General features: G+C 56.8%; 16 protein-coding genes. 3 read left to right on the top strand and 13 right to left on the bottom strand.

Annotation, left to right across the window (positions count from 1 at the left end):
* Positions 1-24: 24 nt before the first annotated feature.
* The 11 genes from MUN46_RS11240 to MUN46_RS11290 all read right to left on the bottom strand — a co-directional run bounded on the left by MUN46_RS11240 (position 25) and on the right by MUN46_RS11290 (position 12,044).
* Entirely contained in the window at positions 25-843 is an 819-nt protein-coding gene (locus tag MUN46_RS11240; RefSeq protein WP_243377496.1) for a lyase family protein, read from the bottom strand.
* A 75-nt stretch (positions 844-918) separates the two neighbouring features.
* Positions 919-1,392, bottom strand: a complete 474-nt coding sequence (locus MUN46_RS11245) for a lyase family protein (protein WP_243377495.1) — start codon at positions 1,390-1,392, stop codon at positions 919-921.
* A gap of 553 nt (positions 1,393-1,945) precedes the next feature.
* Complete coding sequence (locus tag MUN46_RS11250; protein WP_243377494.1) at positions 1,946-2,617, bottom strand: 7-carboxy-7-deazaguanine synthase QueE; 672 nt, start codon at positions 2,615-2,617, stop codon at positions 1,946-1,948.
* A gap of 1 nt (position 2,618) precedes the next feature.
* Positions 2,619-3,032, bottom strand: coding sequence for a 6-pyruvoyl trahydropterin synthase family protein (locus MUN46_RS11255; RefSeq protein ID WP_243377493.1), 414 nt, complete (start codon positions 3,030-3,032; stop codon positions 2,619-2,621).
* Positions 3,033-3,241: 209 nt separating this feature from the next.
* Positions 3,242-4,411 carry a MalY/PatB family protein gene (locus tag MUN46_RS11260; RefSeq protein ID WP_243377492.1) on the bottom strand — a complete coding sequence of 390 codons (1,170 nt, stop codon included), beginning with the start codon at positions 4,409-4,411 and terminating at the stop codon, positions 3,242-3,244.
* A gap of 71 nt (positions 4,412-4,482) precedes the next feature.
* Positions 4,483-5,862, bottom strand: a complete 1,380-nt coding sequence (dcuC, locus tag MUN46_RS11265) for a C4-dicarboxylate transporter DcuC (RefSeq protein ID WP_237978327.1) — start codon at positions 5,860-5,862, stop codon at positions 4,483-4,485.
* A gap of 58 nt (positions 5,863-5,920) precedes the next feature.
* A complete protein-coding gene (locus MUN46_RS11270) occupies positions 5,921-6,298 on the bottom strand; it encodes a RidA family protein (RefSeq protein ID WP_243377491.1) in 378 nt (125 codons plus the stop codon).
* Between the two features lie 454 nt (positions 6,299-6,752).
* On the bottom strand, positions 6,753-7,301 hold the full coding sequence (locus tag MUN46_RS11275) for a Tat pathway signal protein (protein ID WP_243377490.1): 549 nt from the start codon (positions 7,299-7,301) through the stop codon (positions 6,753-6,755).
* 164 nt (positions 7,302-7,465) lie between these two features.
* Positions 7,466-8,638, bottom strand: a complete 1,173-nt coding sequence (locus tag MUN46_RS11280; protein WP_243377489.1) for a porin — start codon at positions 8,636-8,638, stop codon at positions 7,466-7,468.
* 375 nt (positions 8,639-9,013) lie between these two features.
* Entirely contained in the window at positions 9,014-10,168 is a 1,155-nt protein-coding gene (locus MUN46_RS11285) for a porin (protein ID WP_243377488.1), read from the bottom strand.
* 763 nt (positions 10,169-10,931) lie between these two features.
* Complete coding sequence (locus tag MUN46_RS11290; protein ID WP_243377487.1) at positions 10,932-12,044, bottom strand: replication initiation protein; 1,113 nt, start codon at positions 12,042-12,044, stop codon at positions 10,932-10,934.
* Positions 12,045-12,154: 110 nt separating this feature from the next.
* Here MUN46_RS11290 and MUN46_RS11295 point away from each other — a divergent pair, with 110 nt between their 5' ends.
* The 3 genes from MUN46_RS11295 to MUN46_RS11305 all read left to right on the top strand — a co-directional run bounded on the left by MUN46_RS11295 (position 12,155) and on the right by MUN46_RS11305 (position 14,535).
* Positions 12,155-12,454, top strand: a complete 300-nt coding sequence (locus MUN46_RS11295) for a hypothetical protein (protein WP_285230642.1) — start codon at positions 12,155-12,157, stop codon at positions 12,452-12,454.
* A 1,057-nt stretch (positions 12,455-13,511) separates the two neighbouring features.
* Positions 13,512-14,165 (top strand): AAA family ATPase, encoded by a 654-nt coding sequence (locus MUN46_RS11300; RefSeq protein ID WP_243377485.1) that lies wholly within the window; start codon positions 13,512-13,514, stop codon positions 14,163-14,165.
* Positions 14,166-14,250: 85 nt separating this feature from the next.
* Positions 14,251-14,535, top strand: a complete 285-nt coding sequence (locus MUN46_RS11305; RefSeq protein WP_243377484.1) for a ribbon-helix-helix domain-containing protein — start codon at positions 14,251-14,253, stop codon at positions 14,533-14,535.
* A 1,070-nt stretch (positions 14,536-15,605) separates the two neighbouring features.
* Here MUN46_RS11305 and MUN46_RS11310 read toward each other — a convergent pair.
* Together MUN46_RS11310 and MUN46_RS11315 are read right to left on the bottom strand one after the other, a co-directional pair.
* The gene (locus MUN46_RS11310) at positions 15,606-17,198 is read right to left on the bottom strand and encodes an IS1634 family transposase (RefSeq protein ID WP_285230601.1); all 1,593 of its coding nucleotides are present in this window, start codon (positions 17,196-17,198) and stop codon (positions 15,606-15,608) included.
* Between the two features lie 462 nt (positions 17,199-17,660).
* Complete coding sequence (locus MUN46_RS11315; protein WP_243377321.1) at positions 17,661-18,830, bottom strand: phosphatase PAP2 family protein; 1,170 nt, start codon at positions 18,828-18,830, stop codon at positions 17,661-17,663.
* Between the last annotated feature and the right edge of the window lie 305 nt (positions 18,831-19,135).

Below are 19,135 nucleotides of genomic sequence, written 5' to 3' on the forward strand. Positions count from 1 at the left end.
GCTTGAAAAAATCCGATTCCGCCTTTAAAGCAACGCCTCGAAGGCCGCATCGAGCTTCGCCTTCGCCTCGTCGATCGCCTCGCAGCGCGAGGCGACCCAGCGCTCGTCCTCAGAGAGCCGCCTGCCCGCGGCCTCGAGCCCCGCCTTCGTCGAGGCGGGGGCGGGGGAGCCTGTGCCTACCCTCGTACGGACCACGTAGCCGGGCGAGAGGTACCTGCGGAACTCTTCTTCGGACATCGGCAGCTCCTCCTCCTTGCCGAGCAGTTTTGCCGTCACCTCGCGGAAACACTGCTGCGCCTTCTCGTAGGGGAAGTTCTTCGGGATCCAGCCCTCGCTGCGCGCCACGGTCACCACGGCACTCGCGAAGTTGTGCCCAACCCTGAAGGGCAGGGCGAACTCCATCTGCAGCCCTTCGGCTAGCGCCATCGTGCAGGTCCAGTCGTTTTCCAGCTCCTCTAGCGCCCGGTCCTTGTGCACCCGCAACAGCTCGAAGGTTTTCTTCGCGAGCGCGAGCAGGTGCACCGCCTTCACAAAAACCGCGGTGTTGTCCTCGCTCACCGACTCCTTGTTGTCGTACATACCGAGCGGCAGGTTGTGGGCCCGGATGAAGCACGTGTTCACCGCGCCGATCACGTCTCCCGCCTTCGCGCGGGCCTTATTGATGATGCCCGGGTTCCTCTTCTGTGGCATCGCGGAGCTGCTGTAGGTAGAGTGCTGGTCGAGCAGCAGCCAGGGGCGGGTCTGAGCGTACTGCTGCGCGATATCGGCGAGCAGCGTCGAGATGAGCACCGCCGCGCGGCCAGCCACCCCAGCCTCCTCGAGCGGCACGTCAAAGAGACTCACCTGAGAGCTGTCAAGCGAGTTCGTGATCGGGCCGTCGAAGCCCAGTAGCTCGGCGAGCCTCCCGCGCGACAGCGGTCAGGCGGAGTTCGCGAGGACCGCGGAGCCCAGCGCGCAGCGGTTCACCCGCGTATAGCCCTCGCGCAGCGCATCGAACTCGCGCTCGAAGGCCTCGAGGAACGCCCAGAGGTAGAAGCCCAGCGTCACGGGCATTGCCTGCACGCCGTTCGTGTAGGCGGGGATCAGGGTCTCGACGTGCTGGAGCGCGATCGAAAGCAGTGTGCGCCGGAACTCGTTCATCGACTGCGCTAGATCGAGCACCGAGCGGCGCAACCGCCCCTGGTTGAGGGTGGCGAAGATATCCTGGCGGCTGCGGCCGGTGTGGATGAGCGTCGCCTCCTGGCCGCACTGCTCGATGAGAGCCTTCTCTAGCGGCATTATGTCAGAGAGCGGCGGCTCGCCCGGTCGCGTGAACTTCTCCTCGGCCTTCTTCTGCGCCCGGGCGATCCGGCTCACCGTCTCGGGCGGCAGGATCTTCTGCTCGGCGAGCATGACGAGGGACGCCCGGTTGATAATGAGCTCCCAGAAGCCCCAGTTTTCCGCTTCGGCCCGGGCGCTCGTTGAATGAGGAATGTCCCGCCCTCAAGGGCAGGTGTTGGTGATTTCCATAGGACACCTCTTTTTTTCCAAGCCGGGCGCGGCCCGCGCCCTTGAAGAATCCGGGGACGCTGCAACTCATCCGACCGCAATAGCTAATTGCGCCTAGTTTAAGAAAACAGCCCAAGAAACTCAAGATGCCCGCAAAAGCTCCGTCTTACCTGATCTGCAAAATAATTTTTGCTCGACAGAGGTTGATTTCTAATCCGCAATTGTAATTAACGCTTTGGGCCGATCCCCTCCCCTGCGCGGCCATTCGTTGCAAAATTAAAAATCCAGAGAAAATTCTTTTGGTGCGGAAACGAAGACATGGCAGCCTCAGTTCAGACAACCGCCTCCGGGCAAGGCGGACTTCCGATGGCCGCTGCCGTTTCCGGTTCAATCCGGGAGCGGTCTTTTTTTGTCCCGCAAAAAGCCCGCCCTTCCGGGCCTCGCGCGGGAAGCGCCGCTACCGGATGTCAATCATCTTTTCGGTCTGCAGGCTCAGCCTAAGTTTGCCGCTGCGGCTGATGACGTACTCAAAGCACAGCCGGGTGGCCTCCTTGTCCTGAGACTTCGGCTGAAGGCAGAAAAGCTTGTCCGGGTACGCGACCCGCAGCGGCTTCATCCTTTCGAGGTCCGCCTCGTTCCCGATGACATACTTGATCTCGTCAGCCCGGCGGGCCATACGCGGAACGAGCTCCCCGTTCGGGACGCCGAGCTTGGGGGAAACGACCACGTAGACGTAGTCCGGGAAATCGAAGTCGACGTGCCCGGAGGTTTCAACCGCGATGTCCAGCCCCCGGGCCCTGAGCGACTCGCATAAGGGGCCGATGTCCTGCTCGCAGGGCTCGCCGCCCGTCAGGATGACCAGCGGAATGTTTGGGTACCGGCCGGTGATGTCCCGCACGAGCGCTTCCTTTTCAATGAGCGCGCAGCCGGCTTTCCGGTCCTTTACGAAGATTTCCGATGCAGGCACGAGCGAGGCGCACTTCGCGCCGCCCTTCCACGTGTACTTCGTGTCGCACCATGGACACCTCACGGAGCAGCCTTGAAACCTCACAAACACCGCCGGGCAACCGGTTTTCGCGCCCTCGCCCTGCACGGAGGGGAAAATCTCGTTGATGTAGTAGCTCGTCATCTCAAAGCGAAAAAGCCGCCGAACATTTTCTTGTCTCCTCCACTTCGCACCTGACGAGGGTCACGCCCGTTCCCTCGAGCTGCTTCGGGGCGACGACCCGGACCAGATGCTCGGCGATGTTCTCCGCGGTCGGGTTGAACGGGACGAACACGACCGCCGGGTCGAGCCTTCGCAGATCTTCGGCGATCGGATCCTTCTCCCAGATCAGGAACCGGTGGTCGTAGTTTTCCTCAAGCCACTCGCACAGCCGCGCCTTGATCACGCTGAAGTCGATGACCCTTCCAACGTCGTCGCGGTCCCCCGCGCAGGTGAAGGTGATCCGGTAATTGTGCCCATGAAGATGAGCGCATTTCCCTTCATGGCCGTAAACCCTGTGGCCGCAGGAAATATCATGATATCTGGTGCAGGTGATCATTTCGCTGGATCCATAAACTCCTTCGTGAATCGGATTATCTCAGAAGATGCCGCGCGCGGCCGAATCGAACGGCAGTGCTGGCGAGGCCCGCAAAAGGCCCGCCGGCATTTCCGAAACCTCTTTTCGGAAATGCCGGCGGGCCGTCGGAAAGCCGCTGCGCTGCGACTCAGCGCAGCGGTCTTCCCTCAAAAAAAGCGGGCGGGGAAATATTAAAGCGATTTCACCGCTTCGCTCAGGCGCTTCATGGCTTCGACCAGATAGGAGCGCGGGCTGGCCACGTTCATGCGAACAAAACGCTCGCCCTCGACGCCGAAGGTATTGCCGGGGTTCAAACCGAGCTTCGCCTTCTCGACCATGAACTTGTCGAGCTCGGCCTGGGTCTTGAAGGGCAGTCCGCGGCAGTCGAGCCACAGCAGGAACGTGGCGTCAGGCATATAGGCCTTGATCTGCGGAATGTTCTTCGTGATGTAGTCGACCACGTAGCGGTGGTTCGCCTCGACGTAGTCACGGATCTGGTCGGCGTAGTAGTCGCACTCCGTGAAGGCCTTCACGTAGCCGGCGATGCCAAAGCACTCGCGGCCGAGCTTGCAGGAGGCGAGGGCCGCCTGGTACTGCTTCTGCACTTCGGGGTTCGGGGTGACGACCGAGGAGGTGCGCAGGCCCGCAATGTTGAAGGTCTTAGCCGGGTTCACGGCGACCACGCACATGTTCTTCGCCTTCTCAGAGAGCTTCGCGAAGACCTGGTGCTTATGGGGCGCGAACACAAAGTCGGAGTGCACCTCGTCGGCGAAGATCGTCACACTGTTGGCCGCGCAAATGTCGGCCATGCGGTTGAGCTCCTCGGCGGTGAAGCAGCGGCCGGTCGGGTTGTGCGGATTGCACAGCATGAAAAGCTTGCACTTCGGATCCTTCGCGCGGGCCTCGAAATCCTCCCAGTCGATTTCCCAGCGCCCGTTCACGAACTTGAGCGGGTTGTTGGAGGCGTAGCAGCGGTTTTTCACCGTCACGGCCGTGAAGGGGGGATAGATCGGGGTTTGCATCAGCACCTTGTCGCCCGGCTCGCAGAACGCCTTCACGGCCACGGCGAGCGCCGTGCCGGTGGAGGGGACGAAGTCGACCATGCTCTCGGTGATGTCCCAGTCGTAGCGAACCTTGCACCAGCGCACCGTCGCCTTTTCAAAGGAGCCTTCCTGCACGTAGGGATAGCCGTAGATGCCGTGCTGGGCGATTTTGATCATCTCGTCAATCACAGGCTGCGGGCATTTGAAGTCGGTGTCTGCGATCCATAGCGGCAACACTCCCTTCGGATACTTGAGCCACTTGGAGCTGTTGGTATGGGTGCGGTCAACCACTTCGTCAAAATTGTGCTTCAGGGTCATTTTCTACTCCAAAAAAGATTGCGGTTTGATTCAAGGGCGGCTCCCGCTGCGCGGGAGCCTGCCGACTGAACCTAGTACCAGAACATGAAGTAAGCCACGAGGGTCACGATCGTAGCCACAAACATCGGGATGCAGGTGCGCTTGGCGACCTGGAAGGAGGAAACGCCGGCGATGCCCGAAATGGCGATCAGGGCTGCCGTGATCGGCGAAGAGACGCGGCCGAAGGAGACGAGCACCTGAAGCGGGAAGATGAGGGAAACGATCGGGGCGCCGACGGCATGAGCGATCGGCGGGACGAGCGGGGCGAACGAGAAGAAGGCCGCGTTGCCCGAGCCCATGATGAAGGCCATGATCCACAGCAGCAGGCCGCCGATCACCACCATGGCGGCAAGCCCGAAGCCCGCGTCATTGGCCGCGGAGATCAGGGTGCCCATCGCACCGGACTTGATCAGCCCCTGGGCGAAGTACTCGCCGCAGATGATCAGGGAGACGACGCCGACGAGGATCTTGCCCATGCCTTCAAAGAAGAGCTTGAAGGTGCCGAGGATCTTGCGCAGGTCGCGCCAGCGGATCAGCTCGAAGATGATCGCGATGATCGTGGAGATCACCATGGCGGTCACCACGTCCATGCGGATCGTGGAGCCGGCCACCTTCGAGAAGAAGATGATCAGGAACAGCGGGATGATCGGCAGGATGGCGTAGATGCGGGGCGCATCGACAGGCTCCTTCACCGACTTCTCGCCCGCGAAGGTCTTCACGTGCTCAGGATCGAAGTGCCAGCCCTCGCGCTTGTCCCACCAGGCCTGGACGAACATCTGCACGAAGGTGAGGATGACGACAAGGCCGATGAAGAGCGGCAGCTGGTAGTACACGAAGTACTCGGAGACGTCCATCTGAGCCACCTGCGCGGCCATGTTGGCGTTGCCCGAGCCCGGGCCCACGTCCATGAACTGGCAGCAGCCGATCACGCCCAGGGCGGAAAGCGGGCTCACGCCGGAGCGGACGAGAATCGGGTAGAGCGTGCACATGAGCAACAGCCCGAGACCCGCATGGGACGGCACGAAGATCACCATGATTTGCTCGACCAGGAACGCAGCGCCCAGCAGCAGGTACGGGTTCTTGATCTTCTTGAGCGGCTTTTCAAAAACCTTGAAGAGCGCGCTCGAGGCGCCGACGTACTCCATGTAGCGTGAGAAGCCGCCGATCGCCATCAGCATGAGGCCCAGGCCGCCGATGCGGGTGGCAAAGCGCGTGCTGAAGACCTTGAAAATGTCGAACCCGCCGAAGTGGGTGGTCTGCTTGGCCGGCAGCAGGTCCCCGAGGCCGAAGATCCACGTGCAGGTGAGCAGAATCAGGCCGCCGATGAACAGTGCGGCCTGCGGGTAGTAGCCCTTCACGAGCAGGTAGACCACGATCACGAGGGTTATGCCGGCAATGACGAGGCTTAGCATAAGAGTCCCCTTTGGATGTTTTTTAAGTGTGTTTTAAACGACAGCTGCCGCCGGTTTCTCAGCGCACGGCGATCGCTTCGACTTCGAGCTTCGCGCCCTTCGGGATAGCACCCACCTGGAAGCAGGAGCGGGCAGGAGCATCCTTCGGGAAATACTCCGCGTAGACCTTGTTGAAGACGGCGAAGTCAGCGATGTCGGCAAGGAAGCAGGTGGTCTTCACGACTTTGCAACAGCAGGACCCGGCCTGCTCGAGAATGGCCTTCACGTTTTCAAGCGACTGGCGGGCCTGGGCCTCAATCCCCTCGGGGATCTCGCCGGTGGCGGGGTTCACGGGAAGCTGCCCGGAAACGAAAATGAGGCCGCCGGACGCGATGCCCTGAGAATAAGGTCCAATCGCCGCAGGGGCCTTGGGAGTTGCAATAACTTCCTTTTCCATTCGAAAACTCCTTTGAAATTGAAAACTGCAGACCGTAGTTCAGACTCCGCCTGAGCCGGCCTCCCAGATCTTGCCGCTGTCCTTACCGGAATCAGCAGACCTCCATCAGAAGGAAAGCCCTCAGCCCTCAGAGGTAGTACATCAAGTCTAAATACCGGTATACCAACGAACGATATTGTGAACCCGGAACGGTTATGTTCTGAATTATTACTTACCCCCGGACATAAGCGGAAATCGAAACCCGATTTATTGAAAATTGAAACGGTAGATTACCGCCCTGTTTTCATGGACTTAGGAAGCATCTTGGACGGCCTGCGGCCGGGGGTTTTTAAAGGTATGGAGAACAACCTTAAGATAAAATACCTAGTCCGGTTCGGCTAGGAGCCCGGGCGCGGGGGGCAGGCGGGCCGCGGCCCCCGGCCAAAACGGGGCTGCGGCTTTGGTGGAAAGAGAATCAGAGGCCGGACGCCACCGCGATGTCTCCGGTGCTCATGCCGGCTGTGAGCGCGCGGTACTCCCCGGACCGGGTCTTCACGACCCCCAGAGGCAGGCCCCGCGTCCCGTTCCAGCGCGCGAGCTTGGAATTCGCCCAGACCTTCATGCGGACTTCCTGCGGCAGCTTCCAGACCTCCTTCTGATCCACGGGGAGCCCCCGAAAGGCTTCGTCCCCGAAATGATCCACGTGCTCGTTCAGCTTTTTCCAGGGATCCTCGCTCATCAGGATCATCGTCGACTGCGGGTCGGAGTTGAAGTTGACGGCCGCGATCAGCAGCCACCGCACGCAGAGCCTGTCGGCCAGGGGCTTTGCGGCTCGGAACAGAGCCATGCTCTTCGGGCACTGGGGATCGATCGCCACATAGGCCTCCACCCTCCCCTCGGGCCCCGGGGTCGGCACCGTGCAGCCCTTCGCGGCGTACTCGGCGAACATTTTCTCCCCGTCCCAGGCGGGCGGAGGCAGCGCGGGCTTTGCTGCCACTTCACAGGCGCAGGCAGGTGCAGTCATTCCGAACTCCTTTCTTGAAGTCAGACCGAATGAAGGAAGTATGTCACAAAAGGGGGGCGGCAGATAAAGCAAAGCCGCATCCCGGAGTCTCTTGTAACCGGGAAGCGGCTTTGAAGTTCCAAAGGCGGAGGCGCAGCCCCCGCCTTTCCTCAGCTTTAAGGAAATCAGAACTTGTGGACCAAGCCCAAGCCTACCTGAACTTCGTTCGGATTGGGGTTACTATTTAGCTTCTTGTAAGAAGCTCCCTTAGCCTTTTCCTGAGCGTAACCGACAAGGCCATAAACGTTAGTTCTCTTAGAGAAAGCGTAGGTGTAGCCCGCGGCCACGTTCCAACGATGGAACTTCACATCGGAGTCGTCCACATCCTTCGCGTCGCGGTAGCCGACAGCGGCGAGGAAGTTTCCGCCGAAGGCCGGCACCTTCGTGCCGAGTTCAAGACCCCAGCCCTTAACCGCATCCGTGGTCACATCTTCGTTATTAACCTTATGTGTGACATTCTTCAGGAGCTTGAACGTATCCACAACAGAGCCAACGTCTTCGTTGTCGAAGTAAGTGGCCTTGGCGAAGACCTTGGCAACGCCGAAGTCGTAGTTGCCTCCCAGGATGATGCTGTAGCCGTCATCAAGGTCCTTGCCATACTGATCATTGCCCCACATCGTGTAGTCACCGGCGAGGACCACCTTGAACTTCGGCGCCTTGTACTGCAGACCTACAGCAGCGTAGCGGGTGGCACTCGCCTTATTCTCGACACCGCTCACATCTTTACTATTTTTGTCCTTCGCAAGGTCATTGCCCTTGAAGGAGTACATCGCGCCGGCACTGAAGCCGCCGAACTTCGGGGTCATGTAGGCGAGGGTGTTGTCGTAACGGGTATAAGCAGACCCGGTAGAACCATTGCCCTTAGCTGTATCGCCGTAAGTCATGCCGAAGGCCGAGATATCGCCCAGCATGGAGACCGAGCCGCCGATACTGGCAATAGACATCAGGCGACCGGCATAGAGAGCGCCGTAAGCACCGGAAACATTCACCTGGGCTTCACGGCCGAAGAGGCGGCTCTGTCCGTTTGTACCATCGTCAGAATTGAAACCCGATTCGAGGACGAAACCGACCTTGGCGTTGCCAATGTCTTCCGTCCCCTTCAGGCCCCAGCGGGAACCGGTGGAGAAGCCGGACTTCATTTCGAACGTGTCGGTGGAATCAACACCCTTTTTATCCAGATCCTGGTGGGTGTAGACGAGGCCCGTATCAATGCGGCCGTAGAGGGTCACGGACGGGGCAGCGAAAGCAGAAGCGGCAAAGGCTCCGAGGATCGCAGCCGCAACCAAAGACTTTTTCATCTTATCTTCTCTCCTACTCATAATGAAATTGAACTTTGGATGATGAGGGCAGATCTCATCCGTTGAAACTAGTCCAATAGTGACACTGCTTCGGGCGTTTGTCGGCAAAAAATGAAACAAAAGAGTTTTGCATAATCTGCAAAACTCTATCCGAAAAACATCTAAAGTATTAAATCCTAATGAATTTTATCTATACGAATCCAAATTCCCCGGCAAAATCCTGCTGTTGCAGAAACGCAACAGAGAAGGTTTAGCCCGGCGGCCTTTCTTTTTCCGCAGAAAAGCAGAACCGCATTCCGGAATACCGAAATGCGGTTCTTTCGCTTCAAGTTCAAGGCGGAATGCGTGTTCCGCCTTTTTCTCAGTTAAGAGAAATTAGAACTTGTGGACGAGGCCGAGGCCGACCTGAGCGGCGTTCGGGGTGCGGGCGTCAGCACCACCCTTAGCCTTTTCCTGAGCGTAGCCAGCGGCAGCGTAGACGTTGGTGCGCTTGGAGAACGGATAGGCGTAGCCGACAGCGGCGTTCCAGCGATGATACTTGATGCTAGTGTGGTCCACATCCTTGGCGTCACGATAGCCAACGGTGGCGAGGAAGTCGCCGCCGAAAGCCGGCACCTTGGTGCTGACTTCAAGGCCCCAGCCCTTCACAGCAACTGTGCCGTTACCGACATAGCCCGTGGTCTTGTTAGTAGCATCAAAAACACCGAAGGAGTCAAGAGCGTTGGCCGCGTTGTCGAAGTAAGTGGCCTTGCCGAAGACCTGGGCAACGCCGAAGTCATAGTTGCCGCCGAGGACGATGGTGTAGCCATCATCAAGATCCTTGCCATACTGATCATTGCTCCACATCGTGTAGTCGCCAGCCAGGACGGCGGTGAACTTGCCGGCCTTGTACTGCAGGCCAGCAGCAGCGTAGCGGGTAGCACTCGCCTTATTCTCGACACCGCTCACATCTTTTTTATCTTTGTCCTTCGCAAGGTCATTGCCCTTGAAGGAGTACATCGCGGAAACCGTGAAGCCGGCCATCGACGGGGTCTTGTAGGCGATGACGTTGTCGTAGCGGTCATAGCCGGAACCGGTCGAGCCCTTCATCGTGCCGACGATGCCATAGCCGTTCGGGAAGGCGGAAACGCTGCCCAGCAGGCAGAGGGAGCCGGAATCGCTCACGATGGAGCCCAGACGGCCGGCATAGAGGGTGCCGTACGCGCCGGAGACGTTCACCTGAGCTTCACGGCCGAAGAGACGGCCGCCCTGGCCGCTCGTGCCGTCGTCAGAGTTGAAGCCGGACTCGAGGACGAAGCCGACCTTGGCGTTGCCAATGTCTTCCGTGCCCTTCAGGCCCCAGCGGGAGCCAGTGGAGAAGCCGGTGGTCATCTCGAGCGTGTCGGTGGAATCACCCTTGGGCTGATCCAGATCCTGGTGAGTATAAGCAAGGCCGGTATCAATACGGCCGTACAGGGTCACGGACGGAGCAGCGAAAGCAGAGGCGGCAAAAGCGCCGAGCAGAGCAACTGCAACAAGAGACTTTTTCATTTGGTTTAAAACTCCTAATCCAGCCTCGGCTGAGGCTTCTTTGGTTAAGAACAATCGGGCATAACCCGAACGTCCTCTGTGTCTATCCTGCCAAGACTTGCCGACTTAGGATATAGGGTTTTTACCAATAAATTACCGGTCTTCTGTTTTAGCGTCTATGTATTTATTTGTTTTTAATGTATAAATTTATAAATTAAAAAACTCTGGGCTTTTAGTTTTTTTACATTGAAGTGTTGTTAAAAAGCAACATTTTCGTTTCCGCCGTCGTTTCAACCGATCTAAGCAGAGCTTGAAATAAACGGCTTTGCCCCAGCCGAGCCCCCCTTCGGCGCTCAGCGCAGCGCTTAAAGCTACACCAGTAGCTTCGCCCCTGAGCAGTCCTCCGCCGGTCCCCGGTGCGAGGTCCATCGAAATCAATTTCCCATTCACCGCTGCGGGAGATTTTTTTCCTGCCCTCTTCATCTCTCCAGCCGGCCCCGGCCGGGGCTTGTCCGGGAGGTTCAGGCAGACGCGGCTCACGCTCTCCCCGCGCGCATCTTTCTTTCTGAGAAAGCCAGGCTTATAGGCCGGCCTCCAACGAATCAAATTCGGGACCCGCTTGAATTTTCTTCCGCGGAGGCACTGTAAAAGCACAGCAGACCCGGTTTACGGACACCCTGCTTCCGGCCCAAAAAGCGACCGGAGTTCGGCTATAACAATAACCGTTTAGAACAAACCCTTAGCCCCAGAACGGGGGCAGCGCCCAGCGGCCCGTCCCGCCGGTTCAGGACCTCGAGCGGCGGCGGCTCCGGAATCCCAGCTGCTTGAGCCAGGGGTTATAGATCTTTTGAACAAAGGAAGGAGAGGCAAGCTCGCTTCGCAGCCAGTCCGCAAACTCTTCCGACGAAGAGCCCTTCGGGTTCATGTTCTGGGCTTTGAGCCACTCGAAAAAAGCGTGCGCGTTGAAGCCGGTCGCCTCGACCTTTTTGGCGTTCCGCCCCGCGAGCCAGTCCGCGTACATGGGGATCTGCCGCACGGAAAGCGTCGCCTGCGCTTCGGTGAGCACCGTCTGGGCCTTCGCGTGCGCTGCGCCCTCCTCGTGCTTTGCGGGTTTGCCGCTGGGGAGCACGGAATAGGGCTTGGGCTGGAGGTGGAAGATCAGCCTCGTCACGCGGTTGTGCTCGCCCTTTTCGATTTCAAGCTCCAGCCCGAACTTCGTGTAAGGGGAAGCGTTGATCTGCCGCACTGCGACGTCGAGAATCCGCTGCTTGAAATTGCCGAAGAGCCGGTAGGCGCTCCCCAGGTTGAGCGCCTTGCGCAGCTCCTCCACCGTCGTGATGAACGTCCTCTTCGGATGGTTCTGGTACTGAAGCGCCATCGTGTAGATGCGGACCGCGTAAACGCTTTTGAGGCCTTTTAAATCCACGAGCTCGAACTCGGTGAACCGCTCCTTCAGCTGCTGGATGAACGGGATGAACTGCTCGGTGAAGTTAAAGCCGATTTTCCCGTCCCCGTAGGACAGGGCCGCAAGGAAGTGGAACTGCACGTAGTTTTTCTTGTCCGGGTGCTTCTTATAGGCCTCGTACTGGGTCCTGAAGCCGCTTCGCAGCGACGGAAAGGCGTCGAGCGCGCTCATGGAAATCGTGGCCGAGCTGTGAAAGAGCGTCTGCGAGGCCTTGGAGAGCGCCGCGTACACCTCCTGCTTGCGGGTGCCGAGCATCATCACGTCCTCGGCTGAAACATAATAGGTTTCGCTCGGCCTGATTTCCTCGTCGGGCTTCACCGAGGCGATGGCGGCCATGACCACGCGAAGCTCGAACAAATCCAGCTTGTAGGAAGCAAAATTGAGCGGATTCAGGTACCGCACCATTTTGCCGTCTTTTGAATGATTGGCCATCGAAAAACCCGCCTCTGCACAGAATGGAGAAATCGTACGCCCGCATTTCAAAGGCTGCAGGATTTATCCACAGGCCTTGAGCCATAACAACAAAATACTTTGTTATACCCATGCACGGCAGACGTAATTTGAACGGTACGGCAGACGTTATAACAATACACGGCAAAGGTTATACCAAAGGTACGGTCTCCGTTATAAAAAAGGGGCCTCTATATATAAAAGAAAGGAAAAGATTTAAAAATACTAAAAAAGAAAGTACAGAAGCTGTGGATAACAAGCCCGAAGAACAGCACTTACTTAAGAAAAACGAGCACGGCAAACGTTATACCGACCAGCCGTTTCTTTTTCCCCGACCAGTACGGGAAACGTTATATCAAAAGGTGAGCTTCTTTCTGCACCTCATTGTTTAAAAACAAAAAAATACGTGAATTCAAGAAAAACTGCACCCGACCGCACGCGTCTTTTCCTGCTCTCAGCCATACACGGCAAACGTTATAGAAAGGACCAAAAGGCTTTCAAAGCCGCGCATGAACGCAAAAAAAAACGAGAAGCCTGTTTCCCTGTCGCTTTCCGTCAGACCCACGTCTTTAAAAGACATCAAACCGAACAGCCCGCCCTTCTCCCCGCAGATTGGGATTTAAAGACATAAAAAAACAGGAAAACGAAGCCGGAAACTGACTTTCCGGCCGGTACGGAAGACGTTATAGCGGCGGTCTTACTGGCGGGCAATCGGGTACGGTAAGCGTTATATCTCCAAAGCAGCCCCGCCGTTCATTTTCTTAAAGTCCCGAAAAGGGTACGGCAGACGTTATAGCTAGAGAAAAAAAGAAATCACCCCAGGGTACGGAAAGCGTTATAGCCGCGGCTGGAAAGGCGTTGCCGCAAAGGATACGGCAACCGTTATACCCTGTTTCACCGGAAGCTTCAGACACCTATTCATATCTTATTGATTTAAAAGAATTATTTAAGAAAGCGTCTGATCCTGCAAAGCCGGCACGGCAAACGTTATACCTCAAGCTGAGCTTCAAGAGAACCAGCGGGTACGGAGAACGTTATTTCAGGATGTCTCCTTAAGGTACGGAAAACGTTATAGCCCTGCCCTTCCGGCGGCAGTCTGCCTGCCGATCTGCTTCAAACCTTTTTTAAACAGTCAATAAAGAGTGAATTTAAATTGATTCAATATTGAAACACTCAGAAGACAAATTTAAAGCAGTCTTAAAACACATTTAAATCGGCCTGCCGAAGGCGGAACCGAAAACCGCTTCTTCCTCGCCTCGAGATCTCCAAGAGAAGAACTCAGTCAATATTGCCTATGATTACAATGTAGAGACAATTGTTTAACAATTATAAAACACATTGTTTAAAATCTAATATTTGTGGCTTCATCCTCCTCTGTGTAATATTCTCTGGCGGAAAAAAAACGGCGGCTCCGCCGCTTTTTTCCTCATTTCCTCAAGGGGACGCCAAGTGATCATCGCTGTAGCCAACATCAAGGGCGGCGTTGGAAAGACCAACATCGCCGTTTCCATCGCGACTTACCTGCTCACGCAGAAAGCCAAAACGGTCTTCCTCGTCGACACCGATGAGCAGGAGTCGGCCTCGATGGCCCTGAAAGTCCGCAAAATGCTGGGAGTGAAGCCCGCCGTGCCCTTCAAGCTGATCACGGAAGCGAAGGAGCTCAGCTGGAACCTTGAGGAATTGAAAAAACAGTACGACTACGTCATCGTCGACGCGGGAGGACGCGATACGGAAGCCCTGAGGGCGACGCTGCTTCGCACGGATATTCTTCTGGTCCCCTGCCCTCCCGGAAGCACCGACATCTGGTCCTTCAAAAAGAAGCTGGGCAAAATCGTCGCCGACGCCAGAAAGATCGGCGGCAAATTCAAGGCCTACAGCTTTCTCTCGCGGGCTGACGCGAAGCTCGGCTCGGCCGACAACATCAACGCCCAGAAAATCATCGAGCAGGTGCCGGAGTTTGAGTTCGTCGACGCGAGAATCGTGAACCGCAAGGCCTACGGCATCGCCCTGGGTTCCGGGAAATCGGTTTTCGAGCTTCGGCCGCGCGATCTCAAGGCCTGCAACGAAATCCGGTATCTGGTGGAAAAAACCATCCCGCTCTGACAGATGTAATACAATGTGTTAAAACAGCTGAATAAATACATTTCAGCTGTTTAGCACTGTTTCTCAAAATTTACGAGTCTCCACCATGCCCAATACCTTCTTTGATCCGGATATGGATGAAAACAGCCCTGCCCCTGCGGAGAAAGAAGAATCCGCGGACGGCTCCCTCTCGGCGAAGGAAAGAGAGTTCGTGCAGAGGAAGCCCGGGCGGCCGCGCCTCATCAACAAGCGCCAGCAGCTCACGATCTACCTGCCTAAGGAAAAGCTGCAGGAAGTCGACAAGGTGGCAAGCGACTACGGGATGACTCGAAACGGCTTCATCAACGCGGCGATTTCCCAGGCCCTGAACAACGGCCTCATGGTCCGCTGAAAGGGCTGCCCCTTGAAAAGCTCCGGCCGCACCGCGGCCGGTCTCTTTTTGTCTGCTCAAAGACCTGGGCTACTGAGGTCAGCGCCATCATCTGCCCGCCCTTTTCCCCTCCCCGCTTAAAGGGAGCCTCGGCGCTGAAGGCCGGGCGGAGGACGCCCGCAGAAGCTCTTCTCTTCCCCGCCGGCTTCCTTACCTTCTTTTCCTTTTCCCCTTGTTTTCAATCGGCGGCGGCTCCGGTCTCAGGCCAGGCGCTTCTCCGCTTTTCTGGGGTTTCTCTAATTTTTACAATGGTTGAAAATAAGTGATATCTGATTTTTTCAATATTAAAAAAAGTTGATTTGAGGCCCGGAAGGCCTTCTGCCGGCGGTTTCGGCTAGGGCAGTGAAACGAGGAAAGCAGAACCTTCTTATCCCTATTTTATTAATAGTGTAAAAACAGCGTTCTATGATTTTAACGATTGTTTTTCGACTGTGATCGCGAGGCTCTTTCTGCGTCTGTTCGGTTTGCTATGGAGTCGAGTAAATGCAGTCTGAGACGGCGGTGTGCTTCCGGCCCCGCAAAGCGGAACTCCTCCCTTCCCTGCGGTGAGATGAAAGAAAGAACAGTCCGTCCCGAAAAAAGTCTTTTAAACTCGTATCAATGATGAAGCACGTGCTATACAATATTAAAAAACATTATTAAAAATTTAACAACAGAATGACATAGAGCATCGAAAGTAAGGGAGGAGCTTCCTCGGGAGCCAAAAAAGAGCGGGCAGAAAAAAGACCCGCAGAAAAAAGAGCAGGCTTTGTCCGTCTCCATAAGGCGGAGGAAAAGCGGGCCGCAGGGATCAAGAGTGCCCGGGTGAACTCGTGAGGATGCTTCCTAAAGGATGAAATCCCGATGGAGCGGATGAGGCCGGATGCATGTCCGCCGCCCGGCCGGCCCTGCAGGAAGACGAGCCGGCGGGAGCCGAAACGCGGCTTCAACCCGTAACGGTTTCAATTTAGGTACGTTACTCAGTTCCGGCGACCAATTTTTCGATTTTCTCGGCAGTGACGTTAATCCGTAACGGTTTCAATTTAGGTACGTTACTCAGTTCCGGCGACCAATTTTTCGATTTTCTCGGCAGTGACGTTAATGCCAAGTTTTTCGCACAGCCTGGCAGTAGACCTCTTAATGGGCGGCATCTGCCACGATTTTCCCAATCTTGCCGCCCTGATTTTCTCCAGGCCGCTGGTCAGGTCCTTGTACGAAATGTTTTTGCCTTCGCCGATGGAATAAATGTCCTCGATGGTTTTGACGCAGAAGCCGGCCGCAAGATGGTTCAGGAACAGCCACGCTTCCTCCTGGGTTGCTCCGCGCATATACGAGGCTTCGAAGTCCAGGGTCTCTGAATAGGTTTTGAAGAACTGCTCGATGTTCTGGCGCTGCTTGTAGATGTAATAAACAGCCTCGCCTTCCAGGTCCAGCCGATTGGTCTTAATGATGATGACGCCCATCGCCGGATGGGCGTCATGAATGTCAGAGAGCTCCACAGGCCTGAGAGCCTCCAGTTCGGCGTCGGTCAGTCTTCCCTTGCCCTTTTTTCTTCTGTTTTCTTCCGCCTGGCGAGCCTGTCCGACGGTGCGGTTCTGTGCTTCCATTCGGGCGGTGGCCGTAGCCATCTCATCGGAGTACAGCTCTGGATCGAAATAGATGTGGAGCCGTGAAGCTTTGTCCTGGCAGTCAAAGGAACTGTACTGAATCGAGCGGGAGTGATACGTGAAGCCCTTCTGGTAGCCTCTGGGCGACTCAGGTATCAGATCCGCCGCTGCCGCGCAGTTCCGCCTGAGGGGCAGCAGGTACTTCAGGCCATCGTCCTCAAGCTGGCAGAAGCCATCCTCGCTCGCAAAGCCTTTGTCGGCGATGACGGTGTAGTTTTTCCCGTTCATCGAGGTCTCGCGCAGCAGGTCGGAGAAGCAGCTCACGTCGGGGGTGCTCCCGGCATACTGCTTGTAATACAAAGGCATCCCGGTGTCTTCGCCCAACGAAAATACGTACACCAGATTGATCTGGGGCTTGAATCTGCACTTGGAGTCGTAGCCCAGTTCAGCCGTCGTCATGGTCTGGGAGGCAGACAGGATTCTGTGCCCGTCAAAAAGGATGAAGGCTTCCCGATCTTCAAGGTCTTCCCGCATGTAGCCTCGGATGGCCTCCCGGCTCCTGCCCAGCTGCTCGAGCAGATCCCTGATGCACGGCCTTTGGAAGGACAGGCCCGGGCAGAGGTAGGAGAACAGGCTGTTTTCGTAGTGAGACTGCAGCCTTCGGAATCGGGGATCCAGCGCCGAACGGACATACACGGCCGTGTAAATCTGCCGCCAAAGATCAGGAAAATATTTCCTGAGGCGCCGACGCATGGGAGCCGTGTTTTCCCAGAAATACACTTCATTGCCCACGGCAACCACATCGTTCAGAACAGCGGGCTTGGGCTCGGCGAGCCTGCGGGTGGTTTTCACCAGCCCCTCGGGAGTGATGGCTCCGAGGCATTTCCCGGATATTTTCCGGCTGCGCTTTATTTCCGGATCGTATTTGCTGAAGCGCTCATAAAGATACCAGCGGCCGCCGATTTTCTTGATCTCGGTCTGCCTGGGTTTGGACTTCTGAAATTGAATCACATAATCCGGTTTTTCCGTCGTAGCCATAGCTGTCTTTATAACCACCCTATTAGGTATACCAATTATGACATATACAGGCCCGAATTTCAAGGTTTGAGAAATAGAGGTAAACGCCCGGTGGTGCGGGCTTTAGGGAAAATTCTGAAAGATAAGGGACGCGATTATCGCGTCCCTAAATTGAAACCGTTACGGTTCAACCGCACCGGCAGGCGGCAGCCCCATGGAGGGCTTCCGGCTCTTCGGGCCGGAGCGTCCCGAAAGACCTTCGTCCAGGCGCGTCGGGGTCGCAGGGCTTCCAGGTTGACTGCCCTTTGGGGACTCGAGTTGAAACTTAAGTTCGATCCGGGATGAAAAGCTATTAATACAAGTTTAATAACAAGCGAATAAATAGTGAAAACCGATTTAACCGATTGTTAAAAATTCTCAAGGCGGACAGCCTTTGCCCGAAAGAAGCGGGCTGAGGCTGCTCGCTCAAAGTTTCTCCAGGGATCAGTAGGGCTGCAGGCGCCAGGACCGTATGCCGACCTTCGAGCGGCAGACGGCCAGGAGCACGGGAAGAAGCGAGGCCAGGAAAAAGAGCGGGGCCAGCAGCCAATGAGAAGGACCCGCGGGTACGACCGCAGCGGTCAGAAAGAGGGCTCCCAAAGCGGCGAGGATCACAATCATCGAGCCGCAGATTCTCGTCGGCAGCTGCATGATTCCAACGAGGAACGCTGCGCTGGCCGCGAAAAGCGCCCCGAAAAGGCACGTGAGGGCGAGGAGGGCCGAGGCGCTCCATTGAAAGCCGGCGCTGTTCAGACCAACGGAGTTCTGAAGATACGGAAATGAGTAAACCGCAGACCACCAGAGCGCGCAGAACAAAATAAGCGTGCGCTGCGGAATGGTCCGCCACTGCCAGAGCGGCCTGAACGCGCTCACCGATGCGAAGCCCTTCCGGCGGCCCCAGGCAAGAAACACGCTGTAGACCCCTGCACAGACCAGCCAGTCGATGAGCCCGGTCGCGATCACGTGGGAGACGAAATGCGCGCCCTGCATCACCCGCGTGAAGCCGCAGAAGGTGCCAAAAAGCAGGGCGAACCAGAAGGCGGCCCGGGCGAGCGGCCGGCTCACGCCTCTCAAGGCGAAGTAAAAAGCGAAGAAGACAAAGCCGGTTCCTGCGTGTCCCGCGGGCCAGCAGTTCCCGATCTGCGGGAACAGGGAAAAGGAGGGATTGGTGATGGAAAATGTTCCCCCGAACTCGCTCAAATCCCAGGGGCAGGCAACGCCCGTCGTGCGCTTGAGCCACCAGACCAGAATCGCGCCGCAGGCCATGGCCGCGAGCACGTAGACTTCCCGCAGCGTCGTCAAATCCTTGGGCAGGGTGCGGTTCTTTCTCCAGTGGAAGGCAAGCCTCGCCATCATGGCGAGGGCGACGGAGAAAGTGACGACCTTGGTCGCCGTGTGAGTCCAGAAGACAAAGGAATCGCTTCGATGCCATCCCCAGCCCTCCGTAAAGAAGAGGTGCGAGATCGACAGGTCAAGGGCGTGGGGCGGGTAGATGACGAGAATCGTGAGCAGCGCGAGCGGCACCACGAGGCACGAAAAGAGAGACAGGGGCGGAGGATTCTCCGCTGCCCCTGAAAGGTTCCTGCCGTATTCCACGTTTGCTGCGTCCGTCATGGCCTGCTCCAGCCTGGTTTGATCACCGGTTGAAGTATCGGGTGGAGGCGGTCAAGAACCCGACAAGCCCGCGTCTAAAGAGCGTCAAAACGGCCTGACGCATGAAAAATGTTTTTTTTGAGTTACATAAACATTAGAAAAATAGTGAATCATTCATAGGACAATGTTGATTCAATATTTAAACAAATGAGAAAAGAGCCGTCCGGAAAGCGGCCGCTGCGGCGGGGAAGGCGGAGCGGCGTGCCGCGGGAAAATATTCCTTGAGCATCTTGGCCTGGAGCCGTAGGCTGGAGGCTGCCGGGGCT

Source organism: Mesosutterella faecium (assembly GCF_022809315.2).
Lineage (GTDB): Bacteria > Pseudomonadota > Gammaproteobacteria > Burkholderiales > Burkholderiaceae_F > Mesosutterella > Mesosutterella faecium.